This is a genomic window from Nocardia sp. NBC_01377 (assembly GCF_045040005.1).
GTDB lineage: Bacteria > Actinomycetota > Actinomycetes > Mycobacteriales > Mycobacteriaceae > Nocardia > Nocardia noduli.
The window spans coordinates 106,465-124,529 of record NZ_CP109567.1 but is presented as its reverse complement, the minus strand read 5'-3'; the positions used below and the strand labels follow the sequence as shown (position 1 = coordinate 124,529).

General features: G+C 63.8%; 15 protein-coding genes and 1 pseudogene. 6 read left to right on the top strand and 10 right to left on the bottom strand.

Annotated elements, in window-relative coordinates:
• A complete protein-coding gene (locus tag OG225_RS41035) occupies window positions 1–708 on the bottom strand; it encodes a TetR family transcriptional regulator (RefSeq protein WP_331758525.1) in 708 nt (235 codons plus the stop codon).
• On the opposite strand from OG225_RS41035, the gene OG225_RS41030 reads away from it, so the two are divergent.
• The gene (locus OG225_RS41030; protein ID WP_331758522.1) at window positions 707–1,957 is read left to right on the top strand and encodes an NAD(P)/FAD-dependent oxidoreductase; all 1,251 of its coding nucleotides are present in this window, start codon (window positions 707–709) and stop codon (window positions 1,955–1,957) included. The two genes, OG225_RS41035 and OG225_RS41030, sit on opposite strands and share 2 nt — an antisense overlap.
• A gap of 285 nt (window positions 1,958–2,242) precedes the next feature.
• Window positions 2,243–3,073 (top strand): response regulator transcription factor, encoded by an 831-nt coding sequence (locus OG225_RS41025; RefSeq protein ID WP_405183676.1) that lies wholly within the window; start codon window positions 2,243–2,245, stop codon window positions 3,071–3,073.
• Window positions 3,074–3,213: 140 nt separating this feature from the next.
• Here OG225_RS41025 and OG225_RS41020 read toward each other — a convergent pair.
• The 4 genes and pseudogenes from OG225_RS41020 to OG225_RS41005 all read right to left on the bottom strand — a co-directional run.
• Window positions 3,214–3,750: pseudogene (locus OG225_RS41020) on the bottom strand (IS630 family transposase); the annotation flags it as partial.
• A gap of 119 nt (window positions 3,751–3,869) precedes the next feature.
• Window positions 3,870–5,381, bottom strand: a complete 1,512-nt coding sequence (gene ltrA / locus OG225_RS41015) for a group II intron reverse transcriptase/maturase (RefSeq protein WP_331758516.1) — start codon at window positions 5,379–5,381, stop codon at window positions 3,870–3,872.
• A 545-nt stretch (window positions 5,382–5,926) separates the two neighbouring features.
• Window positions 5,927–6,517, bottom strand: coding sequence for an IS630 family transposase (locus tag OG225_RS41010; protein ID WP_405183648.1), 591 nt, complete (start codon window positions 6,515–6,517; stop codon window positions 5,927–5,929).
• A gap of 32 nt (window positions 6,518–6,549) precedes the next feature.
• Window positions 6,550–7,650 (bottom strand): hypothetical protein, encoded by a 1,101-nt coding sequence (locus tag OG225_RS41005; protein ID WP_331758509.1) that lies wholly within the window; start codon window positions 7,648–7,650, stop codon window positions 6,550–6,552.
• Window positions 7,651–8,061: 411 nt separating this feature from the next.
• Between OG225_RS41005 and OG225_RS41000 the strand changes: the two genes are divergently transcribed.
• Window positions 8,062–8,892 (top strand): class I SAM-dependent methyltransferase, encoded by an 831-nt coding sequence (locus OG225_RS41000; protein ID WP_331758503.1) that lies wholly within the window; start codon window positions 8,062–8,064, stop codon window positions 8,890–8,892.
• 1,161 nt (window positions 8,893–10,053) lie between these two features.
• On the opposite strand, the gene OG225_RS40995 is transcribed toward OG225_RS41000, so the two are convergent.
• From OG225_RS40995 to OG225_RS40980, 4 genes are all read right to left on the bottom strand, one after another.
• Window positions 10,054–11,463, bottom strand: coding sequence for a cytochrome P450 (locus OG225_RS40995; RefSeq protein WP_331758497.1), 1,410 nt, complete (start codon window positions 11,461–11,463; stop codon window positions 10,054–10,056).
• On the bottom strand, window positions 11,460–12,620 hold the full coding sequence (locus OG225_RS40990; RefSeq protein WP_405183647.1) for an MAB_1171c family putative transporter: 1,161 nt from the start codon (window positions 12,618–12,620) through the stop codon (window positions 11,460–11,462). Before OG225_RS40990 ends, OG225_RS40995 begins: the two co-directional genes overlap by 4 nt.
• A gap of 38 nt (window positions 12,621–12,658) precedes the next feature.
• The gene (locus OG225_RS40985) at window positions 12,659–13,048 is read right to left on the bottom strand and encodes an ImmA/IrrE family metallo-endopeptidase (protein WP_405183646.1); all 390 of its coding nucleotides are present in this window, start codon (window positions 13,046–13,048) and stop codon (window positions 12,659–12,661) included.
• Window positions 13,049–13,886: 838 nt separating this feature from the next.
• Window positions 13,887–14,051 (bottom strand): hypothetical protein, encoded by a 165-nt coding sequence (locus tag OG225_RS40980; protein WP_216915442.1) that lies wholly within the window; start codon window positions 14,049–14,051, stop codon window positions 13,887–13,889.
• 211 nt (window positions 14,052–14,262) lie between these two features.
• Between OG225_RS40980 and OG225_RS40975 the strand changes: the two genes are divergently transcribed.
• Together OG225_RS40975 and OG225_RS40970 are read left to right on the top strand one after the other, a co-directional pair.
• Window positions 14,263–14,715 (top strand): hypothetical protein, encoded by a 453-nt coding sequence (locus OG225_RS40975; protein ID WP_405183645.1) that lies wholly within the window; start codon window positions 14,263–14,265, stop codon window positions 14,713–14,715.
• 116 nt (window positions 14,716–14,831) lie between these two features.
• Complete coding sequence (locus OG225_RS40970) at window positions 14,832–15,401, top strand: hypothetical protein (RefSeq protein WP_405183644.1); 570 nt, start codon at window positions 14,832–14,834, stop codon at window positions 15,399–15,401.
• Between the two features lie 262 nt (window positions 15,402–15,663).
• Here the strand turns inward: OG225_RS40970 and OG225_RS40965 are convergent, their stop codons facing one another.
• Window positions 15,664–16,260, bottom strand: a complete 597-nt coding sequence (locus OG225_RS40965) for a hypothetical protein (protein ID WP_405183643.1) — start codon at window positions 16,258–16,260, stop codon at window positions 15,664–15,666.
• A 229-nt stretch (window positions 16,261–16,489) separates the two neighbouring features.
• Between OG225_RS40965 and OG225_RS40960 the strand changes: the two genes are divergently transcribed.
• Window positions 16,490–17,923, top strand: coding sequence for a PIN domain-containing protein (locus OG225_RS40960; RefSeq protein ID WP_331758485.1), 1,434 nt, complete (start codon window positions 16,490–16,492; stop codon window positions 17,921–17,923).
• Window positions 17,924–18,065: the final 142 nt, after the last annotated feature.

Sequence of the window (18,065 nt, the reverse complement as noted above, 5' to 3'; positions counted from 1 at the left end):
TCACTCAGCGACGCCGAAATCGGCCCAACCATTGCGTAGCAGAGCGAAAACTCGGGCAAGTGCAACGGCGGGCTGCGGGGCATCCTCGGCGAGCGCCTCCGCTTCCAGTGCGTACCGAGCAAGTGCCCCGGCGGTGATATCACCTTCCGGCAGACCCGCCTCCTCGGCGATCACCGCCGCCAGACTCTTCTCCCACCTGCGCCGCATCCGCACGAAGTGGTTGTACAGCGCGGGGGTTCGATTGATCAGATCCTTGAATTCCTCGCGCGACTGCCCGTCGACCGAAGGCACCTGTTCCATCGACGCGACCGACGACAGGTGTGCCTCGAGCGCATCGAGGATCGACACCCCCTCCGCACGCTCTCGAACCGCGCTCACCAGCGCCTTCTCGTGAATATCGTCATCATCGAAGATGAGCGCTTCCTTGCTCGGAAAATAGGCGAACAGAGTGCTCACCGCAACGTCGGATGCGTCGGCGATCTCGGCGACCGTCACTCCGTCGAAGCCGCGCTCCTGAAACAGCGCATAAGCAACCTCGGCGAGACGCTTGCGCGTTTGCGCCTTCTTACGCTCACGGAGCCCTACAACCACCATGTCGTGCAGGATACAGCGAAACCGTAGCGCCAACAATATCGTCATCACTTTGAATTTGTAGCGATGGTGGACTAGCGTGGGTTTCCTGATTCCTTTCACGATCGGAGTCGCCATGACCTATCCTCCGACGGCCCGCCACCGTCGACCGCGGGTGGCGATCGTCGGTGCCGGCCTCGGTGGCCTCACCGCGGCCCGGGTTCTGCAGCAACACGGCCTCTTGCCCGCAGTGTTCGATTCGCGCCCCGCGCCACCGACGGTCCAGCGTGGCAGCCTGGTCATGCATGCCGACTCCGGCCAAGCCGCACTGCGAACCGCCGGTCTGATGGAGCAATTCGCGACCGCCGCGCGTTCCGAGCCACGCGGTGTGCGACTGCTCGACAAACGCGGCGGCCTTTTGTATCAAGATCGCGGCACCGTCAACGAGCAGACAATGCCCGAGATGAATCGAGGCGAACTCGTTGCGCTGCTGACGAATTCGCTCGAACCGGACACGGTGCGCTGGAACCACACCGTCACCACGGTCCACGCGAACGCTGACGAGGGCTACCTGATCACTTTCGATGATCAGCGCACCGACTCCGTCGACATAGTGATCGGCGCGGATGGTGGTTGGTCACGAATCCGCGAACTGGTCTCCCCGACGAGTCCGGGCTACACCGGCGTCACCTTCGTCGAAGTGTGGCTCGAGGATGTCGCCTGCCGCCACCCGCAGGTCGCCGCACTGGTGCGTGAGGGCAGCGCCTTCGCGGTGGCTGACAGCAAAGGGATATTCGCACAACGCCAACCCGGCGACCGGGTCCGCATCTACATCGCATTCCGCGCGGGCATGAACTGGCTGATCGACGGTCCCCTCGACCAAGGTTGCCGCGCGGTCGCTTCCACGATGGACGCGATGTTCGAGGACTGGGCGCCGGAACTGCGATCCCTGATCACCGATGTAGACGACCCGTTTATCGTCCGACCGGCCTACGCCCTGCCAATTCCGCACCGCTGGAAGACCACGCCGGGTGTCACCCTGATCGGCGACGCGGCGCACCTGATGCCACCGGTCTTCGGTTACGGCGCCAACCTGGCGATGCTCGACGGCGCCGAACTCGGGCAAGTGCTCGGCGACGCGATACAGATCGGTGCGGGACTGGACGAGGCGCTGCGCAGCTACGAGAAGACAATGCTCGCACGCTCCGTCGACCTCCAGGTCTGGGTGGCCGACGGCCTCGACGGCGCGATAGCCCCCGATGCGCCGCGCCACACTCTCGCGCACTTAGCACACCACCGCGACAGGGCATGGCGCCACACCAGCACGAGCCCGTGTGATTGCAGCACGTACAGCCCGCGCGCCCTCGAAGCCAGCGGCGCGCCGTGAGCGCGCCCGCCTGCCTGCGGCAAGCAATCCGACAGTCCGTGACGGACGTCACCGATCTGTCCGGAATTCGGTCGTTTTGCCAGGTGACCAGATGGCCTGGCACTCACGATGTCGCTTTTCGGCGGGCAATCCATATCACCTGGCGCAGCACGGCCCTCAACGTTAGCGACAGAACACCATGCGCAATGAACGAAACCACATCGCCGTATTCAACCTATGATGGGATACGCTGCGCCAGGGACGCTGCAGTGTTTCGAAATATTGAGTTTGCTAGGGGTGGAGAAAATGCAGAGCTTCGGGGGAAAGTCTGTCGAGACCGACATCGCTCACCAGCGCTCGGATAACGAAAACGACCACCGAGACGCACCGAGATACGAAGGTCTACCTACAACAGTATGCCTCGGCGACACCTCCTTTGTCGTGCCGAGCGAATTATCGACGACTATCGAGACCGCCGAATTATGGCGAATTGTCGTAGTCGAAAGCGATGTAGACGAAAGAAACGTTCTGACGCGCGATCTCCAAAAACACGGACATACCGCACAAGGAGTCGGGACCGGCAGAGAAGCCCTCGCGGCCCATCGCGAAGCAGACCTCCTGCTGCTCGATGTCGAATTACCGGACCTCGACGGTCGCACCGTGTGCCGTGCGATCCGGGCCACGTCCGACATCCCCATCATCGCGGTCACAGCCCGCGGATCGGAGCTGGACATGGTCCTCGGCCTACAGGCAGGTGCCGACGACTACATAGTCAAACCTTATCGAGGTTCCGAACTACTGGCCAGAATCGAGGCGGTCATGCGTAGAGCGCGCACCCGCAGCAAAACCTCGACCACGATCGAGCGCGGACCACTGGAGATCAACACCAGCACCCGCGAGGTGAATTTGAGCGGTCGAAGTATCAGAATGACCAGAAAGGAGTTCGACCTCTTACGTCTCTTAGCAGCGAATCCCGAGAAGGTAGTATCGAGGAAGCTGATAATGCACGAAATATGGCAGGATTCCTGGTCTCGCCGCACCGTGGACACCCACGTAGGAAGCATCCGCAACAAACTCGGTGCAAATAATTGGATAGTAACCGTTCGCGGCGTAGGGTACAGAATCGGAATGCCATGACCCTCGCTGGACGCACCTGCCGAGAACCGCTGTGGACATTCACGAATCGAGAAGCCGGAGATTTCTTGCCGTGCAGCACTGCACTGCGAAGGTTGGGTTGTATGAGAAATGCAACGTCGCCATACACGCCAACCCGATATCTAGTGGGCCGTATTTGAAGTTCTTCGGCGGTCGGCCTTGGCCAAGATCTGCTCTGCGGTCTTGGTCCAGACGAAGGGCTTCGCTCTAGGGTTCCAGCCGTTGATGAACTCACGGATCTTGGTCGTCAGCTCGCGGACGTTTCGGAAGGTGCCGCGGTGGATGGCTTGGCGTTCGATGATGCCGAACCACACCTCGACCAAGTTCATCCACGACGCCGAGGTCGGGGTGAAATGCACTCGGATACGCGGGTTCTCGGCGAGCCAGGCCCGGACCTCAGCCTTCTTGTGGGCGGCGTAGTTGTCCATCACCAGGTGCAGCTCACCGGCCGGATAGGCGCGGGCCACGTGACGCAGGAAAGCAAGAAACTCCTGGTGGCGGTGCCTGGGTTTACACACCCCGGTGACCTTGCCTGTAGCGATTTCCAGCGCCGCGAACAGGGTCGTGGTGCCGTTGCGGACGTAGTCGTGGGTTTGCCGTTGCGGGATCCCGATCTGCATCGGCAACGTCGGCGCAGTCCGGTCCAGGGCTTGGATCTGTTGGGTCGAGGACGGGACGCCGTGCAGCGTTTCAGCTGTCGGTTTCCCCGTCCCCGCCCGCCGAACCCGGCGTGCGAGTTGTCCCCGCACCGGGCTCTCCACGTGTCCCGAAAGGGGTTTTATGCGATGAGTTCGGACAGGTAGCCGACGAAGACGACATCGTCGTGGTCGGTCCGGCGGTAGCGTGCTCCCGCTGGGTCGACCGCATCGAGGTTGAACGGCGTGGAGATCTTCGTTCCGCGGTAGCGGTAACGCTCCACGCGCATCTTCGCCGGGTTGTAGAGGGTGACACTGTTGTCGCTGATCCGGTCGGCGCCGTAGAAGCGTCGGCGGACCTGCTTCCAGGTCAGGTGGGGGTGCTTGCGGCGAATCCAGTAGATCACCCGCCACCAGGCATACCAGCCCAGGTAGGAGAAGGTTTTCTTGGACACGCCGTAGCGGAAGTAGGCGGCCCAACCCCGAAGTATCGGGTTGATCTTCCGCAGTAACTGCCCCAGCCGCAGCGACGTCGTCGCTGCCCCGGTTGCCCGCTTGATCTTGCGCATCACCCCGGCCAAAGCGTTCTTGGACGGGATGGTCAGCACGACGCGACGGCCATCGCCCCGTGTCCACCGCTGGACGCGGAAGCCGAGGAATACATAGCCGGAATCGACGTGCGTGACGTGTGTCTTCTCCACCGAGAGAGTCATCTTCAGCTCCCGGCCCAACAACTCGCCGATCTCGGATCGCAACGCTTCGGCGTCGGACCGTTCGCCGTGCACGAGCACGACGAAGTCGTCAGCGAAACGCACCAGCCGATAGTTCGGCAGCCCTTTGCGGCGGCGCTGTTGACGCCGCCACGGCGGGCTCATGTCCCGTTCCTGGATCAGCATGAAATGCCGATCCAGAACCGACAGGTAGATGTTGGCCAGCAGCGGCGAAGCGACTCCACCCTGCGGCGTGCCGGTCAGGCTCGCCGCGAAACCCCCGTGTTCGCTGATGATCCCGGCCCGCAGGAACGCACGGACCAGGCCCAGCACCTTGCGATCGGTGACACGCTCAGCCACCAAGCCCATCAGGACCTGGTGATCGACGTTGTCGAAACACGCGGTGATGTCCCCTTCGACCACCCATTCATAGCCTTGGGTGTGCATCTTGTGGATCTCGGCGATGGCATCCTGCGCCCGTCGCCCAGGCCGATACCCGTAGGAATGCGGGTAGAACTCGGCCTCGAAGATCGGTTCCAGAACCAGCTTGAGCGCCATCTGCGCCACCCGATCCCGCAAGGTCGGTATCCCGAGATGACGGAGTTTGCCGCCCTTCTTCGGGATCGTCACCCGCCGGACCGGCAGCGCGGTGAACGTGCCTTCTCTCAAGGAATTTCGCAGTTCCTCCAGAAAGGGCAGCACCCCGACGACGTCCTCGACGTGACTGCGGATGACCGCATCCACCCCTGCCGTCCGGGAGCCCCGGTTGCCCGACACACGATCCCAGGCAACCAGCAAAGTCGCCCGATCACAGACCAGATTGAACACATCATCGAACCGCTTACACGGTTCGTCTTTCGCCCATCGGTGCAGTTTGCGCTGGTGACCGAGTACCCGACGTTCGGCCATGAACAGCACCGTCTCGTCCAGCGCACCGCTATTCAACGATGACCTCCTCCTCACCGGTCGTCACTGCCGATCACGCTGTCGCCCTTCCCCAAGTGCACGGGCTTTCCCCGGCTCGAAGTACTACGGCGACTCCGCCACGACCCGATACCCACAGCGGGCGTCGCGCCTGCCCACCGACCGGTCGATGACCGGTTCGGTTCGGGCGGCATCGGGCCGCTTCCCACGTTCACTGATGTCCGTTACGACGGTGTCGGCATCCAGCTATACCCCGGCGGCATCGCCACCGGCCGCACATCGCAGTCTTGGCCGGGGCCTCCCACCACCCAAAACCCACAGGCGATGAGAGCGAGCAGATCAAGACACACGACCTGCCCAGCGCCGCAAGCGATCCATCCGCCAGATTTCGCGGATCGCTGACGACTGACGGGGCTTCTGCCACTGGTTCGGTTTCCCTATGCCTTTCCGTCCTCGCTCGCGGGCACGAGCCGTCTGACAGTTCCGGCTCGCCCCTACATTGTCGAGGCTGCTCCCGGCCTCCCCCTCAACCCAGGGCTCGACCTGCCTCCAGCTTCGACCGGTCGCTACGACGACCGGCGGCGGGCACCACCTCCCGCACGGCTTTCATCAGCGCCTCGTGGCGCACGGGACTTCTCGTCCACGCAGAGCACGATCGCGTTCTCTGGCGGGTTCAGGTAGAGCCCGACGATGTCGGTGACTTTGCCGGCCAGTTCCGGATCGGTGGAGAACTTGAACGTCTCGGCTCGCCACGGTTGGACCCCGTACTCGCTCCATACCTTCGACACGGTCCCGTGCGCGATACCGAGGTGATCGGCCAGCAGGCGTGAACTCCAGTGTGTGACACCGTATTTGCGTGGCGGTGGGGTCAAGGTGGTGGTGATCAGTTTGTCCCGGTCCAGAGTCCGCGGACGTCCTGAACGGTGCTCGTCGTGCAGGCCGTCGATCCCGTGCGTCTGGTAGCGGGATCGCCAGTTGATCACGGTCTGGCGCGAGATATCGAACCGGCGAGCGATCTCGGCGTGGGCCACACCGTCGGCGGCCAGGGTGATGATCCGGGCTCGTAGGACGAGTCCGGACTTCATCGTCGTGGACCGGATCCAGGCTTGCAGGATCTCTCGGTCACCGTCACGCAACACCAGAGGGGCAGCTCGCACGTACCGATTCAACCAGATCGCTTACTGCCCAACTACTTTGGAATCGACCCACTAGTGTAGGCGCGTCTCGATGTTGGGGAAGCTCTGAGGAGTGTGGCGAGGACTGTGGAGGCGGTGAGTGTGCCTGTGGGGCGTCGGTAGATGGGGGAGTCGGCGATAGTGGGTGTGGTGAGGGCGTAGCGGTCGGCGAGGTAGCCGGTGGCGGCGCGTATCAGCAGGATTGGCGCGCCGGGTAGGTCGCGGATCTCTCGCAGGATCTGCCAGAGGGTGGTTTCGGGCATCCCGCCGGCCATCAGGGACAGAGACCGGTTGCCGAACTCGACGGTGGGTGTGCCGCAGTGCAAGGCGCTGTTGAGAACGCTGGCGTGGGCGAGAGCTTGCAGCGCGGCGTGCGCGGTCCAGCGTTTGGACGAGTTCGGCCATGTCGCGTCGGTCCAGGCGATGGCGGCGGCGAGCCAGCGTCGTTGCGATCCGGTGTGTTTCGTTGCTCGGGTCGTCCCCCCTGTGTGCTCTATGTTCTTGTGCGCGTGAGACAGGAATTCGGGGGCGTTTCGTGATGTCCACGCACAGGCGTTGTTCCAGTCGCGGCGTAGCGCTCGATGAATGTGGGATCCGTAGCGGTGGTAGGCGTTGGCCAGTCCGGTCCAGGTGCCGCCGTGGGAGGGGAGTTCGGCGAGTAGGTCGGTGAAGCTGTAGCCGCGTAGTGCGGCGGCGGTGAGGACGGATCGGCGCGCGGCCGAGCGATCCAGTTGCCCGTTGGGTGCGCGCCATCGCTCCTGCGGTGCGTGCCCCTCGGGCGCGAACGCGAGCGCCGCGGTCGGGAACGGTGTGTGTCGGCGATAGTCGGCGCGTAGGCGCGCGTCGTCGCCGAGCCCCTCCCAAACCTGGCTGAGGTCCTCCGGCAGGGCATCACCACTGGTGCGCGCTGTCGCGCGCGCCTGATGGTCGTCGCGCGCGGGCGGGGGACGGGTGTCGGTGTCGAGGAGTTCGGTGAGGCGGGCCCAGAAGGCGGTTGGGGAGCGGGTGGTGAGTGTGTGGACGGCGTGGTCTCGTGGGCCGTCGAGGAGGCGGAATCCGCCGTCGCGGCAGCGGGATCCGGGTGGGGTGATGCTGCCGGCGCGGTCGTTGAGCATGGGGGTGATGTCGAGGCTGGGTAGCCGGTCGGCCAGTGCGGGGGAGTGTGGTGCCGTCGGCGAGGGGGATCAGGATGTGGCGGCCGCCGCTGGTGGAACGGTCGGAGACATCGACGTCGCGCACCCAGAACAGTTTCCCGGAGATCCATCTGAGGTAGCCGCCGTACGCCGCCCCGACCCCGTGCAGTCGCAGAGCCCGGGCAACGCGATCATCTCGGCGCTACGTAGCTGGCTCATGGCCCGGAAAGCTCGATACGAGTCCGAGTTGCCCAGCCTCAAAGCCGAACTACGCGAGCGAGCTCTCGCTGCAGCCATCGCGAAGTGGCGGGCATTCGGACCACAGCGTGCGTCCTCGGTGCTCGTATCTCCAGCGTGCGCTCTCAGGCCATCGCGATGAACTAGTTTCGGATCATGACTGAAGCTAACGAGATTCGTGCGGGCGAAGACTTCTTCCGGCGGACGCACAACCAACTGTCAGGGGAGATGAGCCACTACGTGGTCGCGAACCCGCTGCCCGACGGTCGATCCAGCTATCAGTATCTTGCTGACCAGGTCCCGAATGCTCAGGAAGTCCTCGATCTCGGTTGCGGGGACGGTTCCCTGCTCGTGGTCCTCGCCCGAAACGGCGCGACCAGACTTGCCGGCATCGATCTGTCCGACGTCGAACTTTCGGCCGCCACACAGAGGCCAGAGCTGTACGGCGCAGATTTGCGACAAGGACGAGCCCAGGAGCTCCCGTTCGCTGACAAGTCGTTCGACACCGTGATCTCCCATATGGCGTTGATGCTGATGGCTGAGATCGAACAGGTCTTCGCGGAGGCAGCGCGAGTGCTGAAACCAGCTGGCAGGCTGGCGATCTCGGTCGGGCTCAAACCTGCGGGCGGAAGCGGACGCGCGCTGTTCGAGAAGGTGGCGCGACCGATTTTCGTCACGGCACAGCAATCGGGGGCGATGCCCTCACTCGGAGACCGTCGGACCCGAACCCGAGAGGGACTGAACGAGTTGGCGACAGTTGCCGGATTCCAGCCCATCGACTGGACCGAGATCAGCCACGGTCCGCGCGCGACGCCAGAGCAGGCATGGCAATCCGCTGTCGACTCCTACTACGACGCCACTCTCATCGAAGCAGGCCAGCTTCAGCGCCTCCGTGACGAATTCCTCGACCAGGCTTCGGACCTAGCCGAGGAAGGACTTCTTGCCCACGGTGCTCGTATGGCAATCGCCACGACCCAGCTCCGTTGATCGCGATGCAGAGGGAAAGCCGAGGATCGAACCACGCTCTGCCGAGAAGCTAATACCCAGCTCTCACTTCGCGAGGTCCGAGATCACCACACCGTTCGAAGGCCGAACCTGTTGCCGTGAGGTGGATTGCACCCGCCCGGACAGACCTGTTGATTCCCTCCGAGCTGCAATAATTCAAGTATCTGTCTGGTTCCATCCCACTTCATCTCCACCGCCCACCCGACATGATCCAGTGGCCGACGCGACGGTCAGCATCAGTGCCGGGTCGTCAACCATCCAGGCAGCTTATTTTTGGCAATCGATGCTGGGCGCTATCCGGCCGCACGGTTGTATACCACAATGCGAACACCTGTTCGATTGCGAGGTGGAGGCGCGGTGGCAGGCGGTCGATCCGAAACACCACTGACCGGACTCGCAACGTCGAACAGGTCGCACGCCGTCTGGTCGGGGACCTTCTCGAGATGAACTTCGCGGAACCATGACGTCGTCGACCGGGGATCGGTCAGCTCGGTGCCGACGCGCCGCTGCATTCGGACACCCGTCAGGGCTTGAAAATCGTGATCGTCGGCAAAAATGGCGAAAGCCTCCGCGGCCAAAGCCGGTCAACGTAGGGACCTTTCGACCACGACGAACTCCACCTGAGATGTCGATGACCCTGTACTGTCCGTCCTCTAGGGCCGGTCCGCCCGGGAACTGCACAGCCACAGCGGTTCCCGGGACAGGCCGACCATCCGAGCGTGAGTCGCGCGACGGGCCCGACCGGCGCAGTCGCGGTGTTTGACCATTGTCGTGCCTGGACGCTCTCTACGGGAGTGAGGAATGCGAGCGACGATCCATCGTTGCCTGCCGACTCCTGACCTGCGCCTATAGTTGGATCGCAGAGCTGCGCCGTGGTCAGGGCTGCTTGGTTCGGCACGACGGCCAGGTCAAAGGAACGGTGCCGACTGTGATGACCGAAGCGAAGTCGCGCCGCGGGACGGCCCCAAGGCGAAACTCTGAAGCGTGACCATCACCGGGTTCGGTGCTGGAGGAAAGATCCTCACCGCGTTCGCCTATGGATCGGCTCTGCAGCGGCTCATCAATTGAAGTTGTTCCTGATCGGCGGTTCTTCGGGGTGGTTCAGGCTGTATTGGGAATCCTGAATTGATGCGCGGTCAGGGGTTATCGAGGGTGGAATCGTAGGCGTAGTCCTCGGGGTTTGAGGGTGATCTGTTCGGTGACGTCGAGTTGGTAGTCGGGTTCGGGTTCGAGGGTGAAGGCGTGGAGGATGTGGGCGAGGGCGAGCATGGTTTCGTGGTAGGCGAATTGTCTTCCGATGCAGGCGCGTTCGCCGGTTCCGAAGGGTTTATAGGCGGCACGCACGTTGGGGTCGAGAGTGCGTAGTTTCTCCGGGAGGAATCGGTCCGGGTCGAATTCTTCGGCGTCGTGGCCCCAGCCGGGGTCTCGGTGGGCGGCGAGTGTGAGCACGAAGACCCAGTCGCCTTCGCGGAATCGGTAGCGGCCGTTGTCGATGGTGGTGTCGTGTTTGGCTTCTCGAAAGTATCCGGGCGCGATCGGCCACAGTCGCATGGTTTCGTCGATCACGCGGCGTAGGTAGCGCAGTTTCGCGACGTCGTCGTAGCCGATGTGGGGTTGTGTGCGGTCGGGCCAGCGTTCGTCGACCTCTGCGCGGGCGCGTGCTGCGATATCGGGTCGGGTGGCGAGGAAGTGCAGGGCGAAGGCGAGTACTCCGGCGGAGGTTTCGTGTCCGGCGACCAGGAATGTCAGGATCTGGTACCGGATGTTCTTCTCGTCGAGTGCGTCGCCGGTGTCGGGGTCGGTGCTGTTGAGCATCAACCCGAGAAGGTCGTCGGTGCGGTGGGGATCTTCGTGGCGGCGTGTGGCGATGACGTCGTCGACGAGTTTCTTGGCGAAGTCGACGTCGGTGGCGTACTGAGCGGCTCGGCCGGGCGGGAAGCCGTGGATGAAGGGGGGCAGGTTGGCGTTGCGGTTGATGAAGCGCAGGCTGCGGGTCATCGCGGTGACGAAGGGGTGCTCGTCGGTGTCTGCGCGGGTGAAGGAGTCGAAGCCGGTGCTGAATCCGCAGCGTCCGATGACTTCGAGGGTGAATTTGTTGGTGTCCTCTGCGACGTCGACCCATTGATCGGTGCGCTGGGTCCAGTAGTCGATGAGTTCGGCGGCGGTGTCGGTCATGGTGTGGTGGTAGCTGCGCATCGCGGACTGGGTGAACGCGGGGGCGAGGACGTTGTGTGCTGTGCGCCAGGCGGGTTCGTGGTTGTAGGCGGTGAACAGTCCGTCGCGGGCGATGCGCCGCATCAGTTTGAACAACGGGCTGAGGTTCTTGCGCCAATGGGTTTCGTTGTTGATCTCGGCGAGCAGGTCGACACCGGAGACGATGACGACCGGGTAGTTGATGATCCGCCGTTCGTAGATCGGCCCGAGCAGACGGGCATCACGCATCGCCGCCTGGGTGGGTTTGCCCGGTCGTACGGTCAGCAGATCCCCGATCAGGGGGAGTCGCAGCGGCGGGTGGGGTAGTTCCTGGACGGGACGGGCGGACAGATCGGTCAACGGGATCGCTCCTTGGTCGGTTGGTGTGGCGATGCCGGTCTGTGTGCCCGGGAGGTACTGGCAGCAGCGAGGACGGGAGGCCAGCGGTCGGCAAGGGCGAGTAGGACCCGTAGTTCGGAGTTCGGATCGTTGGCTGTCGACGGTGTGCGGGGCGCGATGCGGGCGGTATCCGGATCGGGTTGTGCTCCGGCGAATTTGGCGTCCAGCGCGTGGGCGACCAGAACGGAGTATCGCGAGATTCGGGTGCCGAGTTCCGTGTCGGCAGCGGGATGGCCCTCGCCCGCAGTGGTGTCTACTTGCATGTATGGCCGCAGACCGAGCAGGGTGTCACGGATCTCGACAGTCATCCGGTGTAGCCGCGCCGCGGGTGGGTGTCGTGCGAGTTCGGCAGCGGGGTATAGGACCAGCCCGGGAAACGCCGCGGTGAGATCACGCCACAGGGGATACAGTCGGCGAGCGTGTCGGCTGGTCGTATCCCAGCCCAGGCGGGTGGCGAGCATCGCGAGCAGCGGGATCGCGGTGAACAGGGAGCACAGCAACGCTGAGAGGAAGAATGTGGCTGCTTTACGGCTCATCCGAGGGTCGTCGGGAAACGGCAGGTCGGTATAGGTTTGCAGCGCGGCAACTGTCGGGCCCGCGAGCGCGTCGCACAGCAACCCCGTCGCGGCGGCGAAGATCGCGGCGTAGACCAGCTTTTCGCGCCGGCCGAGGTCCTCGACCTGGAAATCGTGGACACAGATCCGCAGGACCGACACCGCGCACACCGCCAACGGCGCACCGAACACCGCCCAGAACACGACCGCGGGCCAGCTCAACGCTCGATCGATGAGCATTCCTTCTCCGCGGGCGGGGGTTCCGGCGATCAACACCGCCACGAACACCAGCGCGATCGTGAGATCGTAGCGGCGCTGCCGTTGCCGGGTCGTCGTCGGATCCGCTCCGTGCCACAGCCGGGCGATCCCGTAGATACCGGCCAGGATGGCCAAGATCGCTCCCAGCGACAGTTGATGCCACAGACTGGCGTAACGCGGGGCCAGATCGTGGTGATGCAGCACCATCCCGACAACTCCCCAGACCAGCGACCGGTTGATCAGCTTGTCCGTCGTTGTCTGGTTGATCAGCCGGAACCGCATCACAGTGACCACGGACTCGAGCACGATAACCGGCACCGTGACAGCGATAGGAAGCGCCGAGATCAACGCGGCCCGCTCCGGAAGAAGGTGCCTCGCATCGGCGACTGAGACCTCGGCGGGTGGGTGGCGTGCAGCATCGCCGCATCGGCGAATGCCTCGGCCTCACGCTCGGTGTCGTCGCCGTAGGCGTCGCGGCCCAACACGTGTCGGATCGAATCACGCGCAATCGAGGGCATCAGCGCCGCCAACGCGGTACCCCTGAACGTATCGGCCTGCCCGGAGGGTTGCCGGTCGTGTCCCAGCAGCATGTGCCCGATCTCGTGCAACACGATGTGCTGGGCATGCCAGGGCGAGGTATCGCGATCGTAGACGATGATGTCGTCGTCGTGACGTGCGATCCACAGCCCGCTACCCGTACCACATCCGGCCCCACCCAGCATCGATGTATCCATCGCGGCCAACTCGATCGGGCGCCCGCGATACTCGGCTACCGCGGCGATATAGGCATCCAAGTCCCATGGGCCAGGAAACGGCACCACGACCGAAAGCTCGCGAAATCGGTCCCCCATACTCGACATTCGATCGAACTCTCCCGGGACCACGAACCTGCGAGGGGCCACCCCACGGACTTCGCGATCCCGCACACTCGAAGCCCGCCCTCCGAACAACGCTCACCTGACCCTACCGGTCACTCGACAACCCCGCACGACCAGACAGGTACTGCCAGAACAGAACTCGTAAGTGTACTTTCGCCGTTGTCAGCGGTCGGTGCTCGGTCCGGAACGCTGATGCGATCCATCGGTGACAGCGGCGAATCTTCCCCCGCGAAACCCCTCGTGGGCAGACCTTCGCCGGTGCGACCGAAATCGATCGAGCCACCTGTCAGTACGCCACTTACACGCCGTCCCTTCACATCGGAAGAATTATTCCGAATACGGACCGGTCGCATTCCTCGGTAATCGAAAGATTACCGAGCGATGAGACCAAAAAATTCAGCCGATCGGAAGCTATCGATAATATTCGAGTGAATAGTGGAAGTCATCGGATCGAACAGTCGGAATCGATGCAAGCGGTGCCGCCGCGTCCGGCTCCCTGCTCGCGTCGTGGTGGGCGAGGGCAGCGGTCAACTGCTCGGCTCCGCTCGGTCGCGGGCCTGGCATGGCCGAGTTCGGGCAGGTGTTTGTAGAGCGTCGAGCGGGAGCGCGCGAGGAGTCGCGCGGTCGAGGACGCTGATTGGTCGGGTGCACCCGCCTGATGTGCCGGTGTGCTGCTTGGACTCGACTCGCAGGATCAGATCGGCTCGAGCTGTGGCGCTTCCGCGAAGGTGACCGGAACCGTCTCGCCCAGAACTGATTCCACGTCGAAGGCATCGGGGTCGCCGTGCAGTTCCTCGATGCGCTCGTGCCTGAAAGGTTGGTGGTCGCAGGTCAGGTTCGCGCGGATTCTTCGATCCACAGGCGCGCATCCAGGGCTGCGAACGCCGCCTCGGCCTTGTTGCGGTGAGCCGGGTGGTGTCCTCGGCGAGTTCGAACCCGGCGTCGTAGAGGCAGGTCACCACTTTGGCGGCGACTTGCTCGGCAACGGCTGTCCGTCCGGGTGTACCCGGGGCGCCGTCGATAGATTCTCGGGTGAAAACGGCCGTTTCGGCCCGGTAGTGTCGATCGGCATGGCCACGCCCGAGATCGAGCAGGCAATGACCTGGACCGCCGTCATCGGCACCACGCCGGTCGTGATCGTGCTGCCCCGATTCCGTAGCGTGCACATCGCCGAATCCGGCACGCTGGCTACCGCGGACGCCTGGACCACCGCGCTCACCGAACACGGCGCCCAGCCGATGCGCGATACCGATTTCCTCGGCGATCCGGCACCGGGCTGGACGGTCACCATCGGCGCGGGTGTGACCACGGTGCGGATCACCGGCCCGACCGGACTCGGCGAAATCTACTCCGGCGGACTGGAAGCTGATATGCAGTGGCGCGAGCGGGTCGCGGGTCTGCATCACATCGGCACGGGCCTGATCGTCATCAGCGGCACCGCCGATCAGCTGACTCCGGACGCCGCGCTGGAAATGGTGGAGGCCGAACGCGCGGTGTGGATTCGCGCCACCGTGCTGGCCTGACAGGACGGAACTTCGACCCCAACATCCGCCATATCCGGCCGGAGTTCTGCCGATGCTCCCATGTCAGGATTTCCTGACAGCCAGGTAGGCTGTCAGGAAATCCTGACATTTGTCGAATGGGGACGATCATGGGTCGAGAGACCGAAGACGGGCGGCACGAGGGCGTGGTGGTTCATGTCTTCGCCGATGGTTGGTACGGCAGCGGCTGGGGAGGTGGACCGAAGGTCACCGAACGTGCCGACGACAGCCAACTGCATATCGATGACTGGCAGACCCGGTCCTGGGATGAGGTGGTCGCCTTCAGAGCGATCTGCTCCGACCTCAGCCACCACAGCAAGCGCTGCTGGAGCGGGCCGACCTGGACCAGAGTCGCGACTGCGGAGGAGGCCGATCCGGCACGCCGTCGCGTGTACGCGCCCGACCCTTATGGTCTCGACGAGGCCGCCGAGGACCAGATCATGGTCGACTGGCTCAACCACATCGCGCCGACGCGCGGAACCTACGAGATCGAGCTGGCCGCACGCGAGGTCGCCGATGCGCAGATCCGGCTCGCCGATGCCGTACGCGAAGCCCGGGCGGCCGGCGCGTCGTGGGAGGCGATCGGCACAGCCGCAGGCATGAGTCGCCAGTCCGCACATGAGCGCTGGGCCAAGCCGGACCGGCTCATTCCACCTGTCAGGCGATGAGCGCACCTGGGGCTGCCGCGCCGTCCCGCTGAGGTAGGGCTCGGCAGAACCGAAAACGCAGCGGACGACAGGGCTCCGTGCGGGCGGCCGCGAGATCACCACCGTCGCCCTCGCCCAACTCGCCGAACACTTCGCTACCTCAGACGCCATCGGAGCGGTGATGGACGGACGCGCCGAAGAAGGGGTCGGCGATCCCGACAACACCGCCACCGCCGTGTCGATTCTCGTCACCGACCTGTTCGACGCGCTCGGTTGACCTGCACTACCAGGAGTCCTCGCTGGTAGACCGCCATCTGAGCTTCCTCTTGCGGAGCCCTGTGGTGTTCTCTTCCTCATCTCCATCGAGAGGCCCCAGTTGCGGATTGCGCCTTCCAAGCCCTGCTGAGATTCCCTCGCCATCTCCATCGAGTGAGCTCGGGCGGGGAGCTTGTGTGGGCGTGGGCGGGGGTTCCAGCTCGACGATCAATGACACGAAGTTGTTGTACAACTCGTTGCTGTCGATTCGGGAATTCCAGGCGATGGTGCTTCCCTCGGAGTTGCCGTGATGCAGATCCGGCCCCATATCGCCGCCTCCGCGCAGGGTGTCCATCGTCCAGCTGCCGTCCGTGCGGACCGTCAACACGCAACCTCCTCTCGCACTTCCCACGGGAAGCACCCAGCCATCACCTCTTTCGGCGAACATGCCTGGGCCGGGCTGCGTCACCGGGTCTGTGGGGAGGTTCATGTCGCGTGCCGTTGTCCAGAACTCGCGCACCACGTCATCGACCACTGCCCAGTTCTGTTGATAGAGAATCTGGTCCCGCGCTGCCGAGTCGTTCAATTTCGCACGGTGGCGAGCCACATCGTCGGCCATACCCATGCTTGCAGGGTATCGCTGGAAGCGATCTCCGATCGGACCACGTCGGCTGCTGACACCGCCTCAACAAGCACTTTGATCAGTGTTGTCCGCCCCGAACGTGGTTCAGTACACCGATCGCACCCAGCAAAACCCATTCCGCGTTGTCCGCGCTGGCGATCACGGAAACTCTTGGCTAGCAGATAGGCGCGGCCGCGCCCGGTTTGTCGGGGCAGGGATCAGAATGATCGCTATGACTCTGGTTGTGGTTGACACCAACATCCTTTGCGGCTCGCCGTGGCTGCGCCGACGGGATTGGCTGTCTCTGCTGGAGAACCGGGAGGCATGGGAGGTGAGGGTCGTGGTGCCGGAGGTCGTGTTCTTGGAGACAGTGAACGTAGTCCGCCGGAATTGGGCAGTGGAGTCGGCGAAGCTGGCGAGCGTGAAGGCCGGGGTGTTCGGGCTGAAGGAACAACAGCAGGCGATGATCGAGGAGATCGCCCGGCGTTCCGGGGAATACGAGCAGTGGCTTCGCGATCACCTCAGCGAGCTGGGTGTGCTGATCGTGCCGACTCCGCAGTTCGGTTGGCTTGAGGTTGCCCGGCGCGCCTCGGAGCGGCGGGCGCCGTATTGCGAGCGGGAAGTCGACGGGCTCCGGGACACGCTCATCTGGTTGGCGGTGATGTCCCTGGCCGAGGAGAACGCGGACGAGAAGGTGTGGTTCGTCAGCGACAACCATCGCGATTTCGGCGACGTTGGCAAAAGCATCAGCCCGAAGGAAGCATGCCCGTTCCCGCTGCATCCCGACCTGGTCGATGATCTCGACGGTAAAGAGCTCTCGGGCCGTGTCGAGTATGTCGTCAAGATGGATCGGCTGGTCCGGAAGTTCGAGTCATTGTTCGAGTCGATCACTGAGGCCGAACTGGTGCGCCGGACCGGCGAATTCGATCTGAATGTCCTCGCGAACCTGTTCGTGGTCTCACTCGCCGGTTTGGACGTGGATCCTGAACTTGCGGCATTGCCGTTGCAGACCGTCGCTGCCAGGGCAGTGGATGCGGAGAAGACGATCGAGGGGTGGCGGTTCAGCGATGGTGCCGGCCGCGGGGAGGCGGGGTGGACGGTGCGGTTCTCGGTAACCACCGAGATCGACCTCGCGTTGCTGGGCGACGGGTTGAGCAGCAGCACGGTCACGAAACAGCTACGGGTGTCCGGCGACATCCTGGTCTCGCCGGATGGGGAGCTCCAGAGTGTGGAGGTGACGTCAGTCGAGGCGTTGCCCGATGATCCGATGCGTGCTCGGTGGAAGCGCCGTGCCGAGCGGGCGGCGATGCCGAACCCGTTCGCCCAGTTTGCGGCCGTCGAGGGGGTCAAGAACTCGATCGCGGACTTCGCTGCCCAGTATGCGGCCTCGGATATGTTCAAGAGTCCGATCGCGGACTTCGCTGCCCAGTATGCGGCCTCGGATATGTTCAAGAGTCCGATCGCGGACTTCGCTGCCCAGTATGCGGCCTCGGATATGTTCAAGAGTCCGATCGCGGACTTCGCTGCCCAGTTTGGGGCCCGCGGCCTGTTCCAGAACTCGGTCGAGGACGCGGCCAAGAGGGCCGCGAGAGATCCGGAAACAGAGACGGCAGAGTCCGCCGAGGACAGCGAGCCGGAGGAGCCACCCGAGCCCGACGAGGATTGAGCTTTCAGATGATTTCGAGAGTCGTGCTCAAGAGATGGTCTACATCGTGCGGCGGCGGTGGCATGCGCAGCGCAGACCGAACAATCCTTCCCCACAGACAGCTCGCACCGTGCTTGCAGAGGGCAGCCATCAGGCCACAGCA

Coding starts and splice junctions, on each gene's coding strand:
- OG225_RS40970 (WP_405183644.1), top strand. CDS start 14,832: ATGGGGACGATCATGGGTCGAGAGACCGAAGACGGGCGGCACGAGGGC.
- OG225_RS41025 (WP_405183676.1), top strand. CDS start 2,243: ATGCAGAGCTTCGGGGGAAAGTCTGTCGAGACCGACATCGCTCACCAG.
- OG225_RS41005 (WP_331758509.1), bottom strand. CDS start 7,650: ATGCTCAACGACCGCGCCGGCAGCATCACCCCACCCGGATCCCGCTGC.
- OG225_RS40960 (WP_331758485.1), top strand. CDS start 16,490: ATGACTCTGGTTGTGGTTGACACCAACATCCTTTGCGGCTCGCCGTGG.
- OG225_RS41030 (WP_331758522.1), top strand. CDS start 707: ATGACCTATCCTCCGACGGCCCGCCACCGTCGACCGCGGGTGGCGATC.
- OG225_RS40965 (WP_405183643.1), bottom strand. CDS start 16,260: ATGGGTATGGCCGACGATGTGGCTCGCCACCGTGCGAAATTGAACGAC.
- OG225_RS41000 (WP_331758503.1), top strand. CDS start 8,062: ATGACTGAAGCTAACGAGATTCGTGCGGGCGAAGACTTCTTCCGGCGG.
- OG225_RS40975 (WP_405183645.1), top strand. CDS start 14,263: ATGGCCACGCCCGAGATCGAGCAGGCAATGACCTGGACCGCCGTCATC.
- OG225_RS41035 (WP_331758525.1), bottom strand. CDS start 708: ATGGCGACTCCGATCGTGAAAGGAATCAGGAAACCCACGCTAGTCCAC.
- OG225_RS40985 (WP_405183646.1), bottom strand. CDS start 13,048: ATGGATACATCGATGCTGGGTGGGGCCGGATGTGGTACGGGTAGCGGG.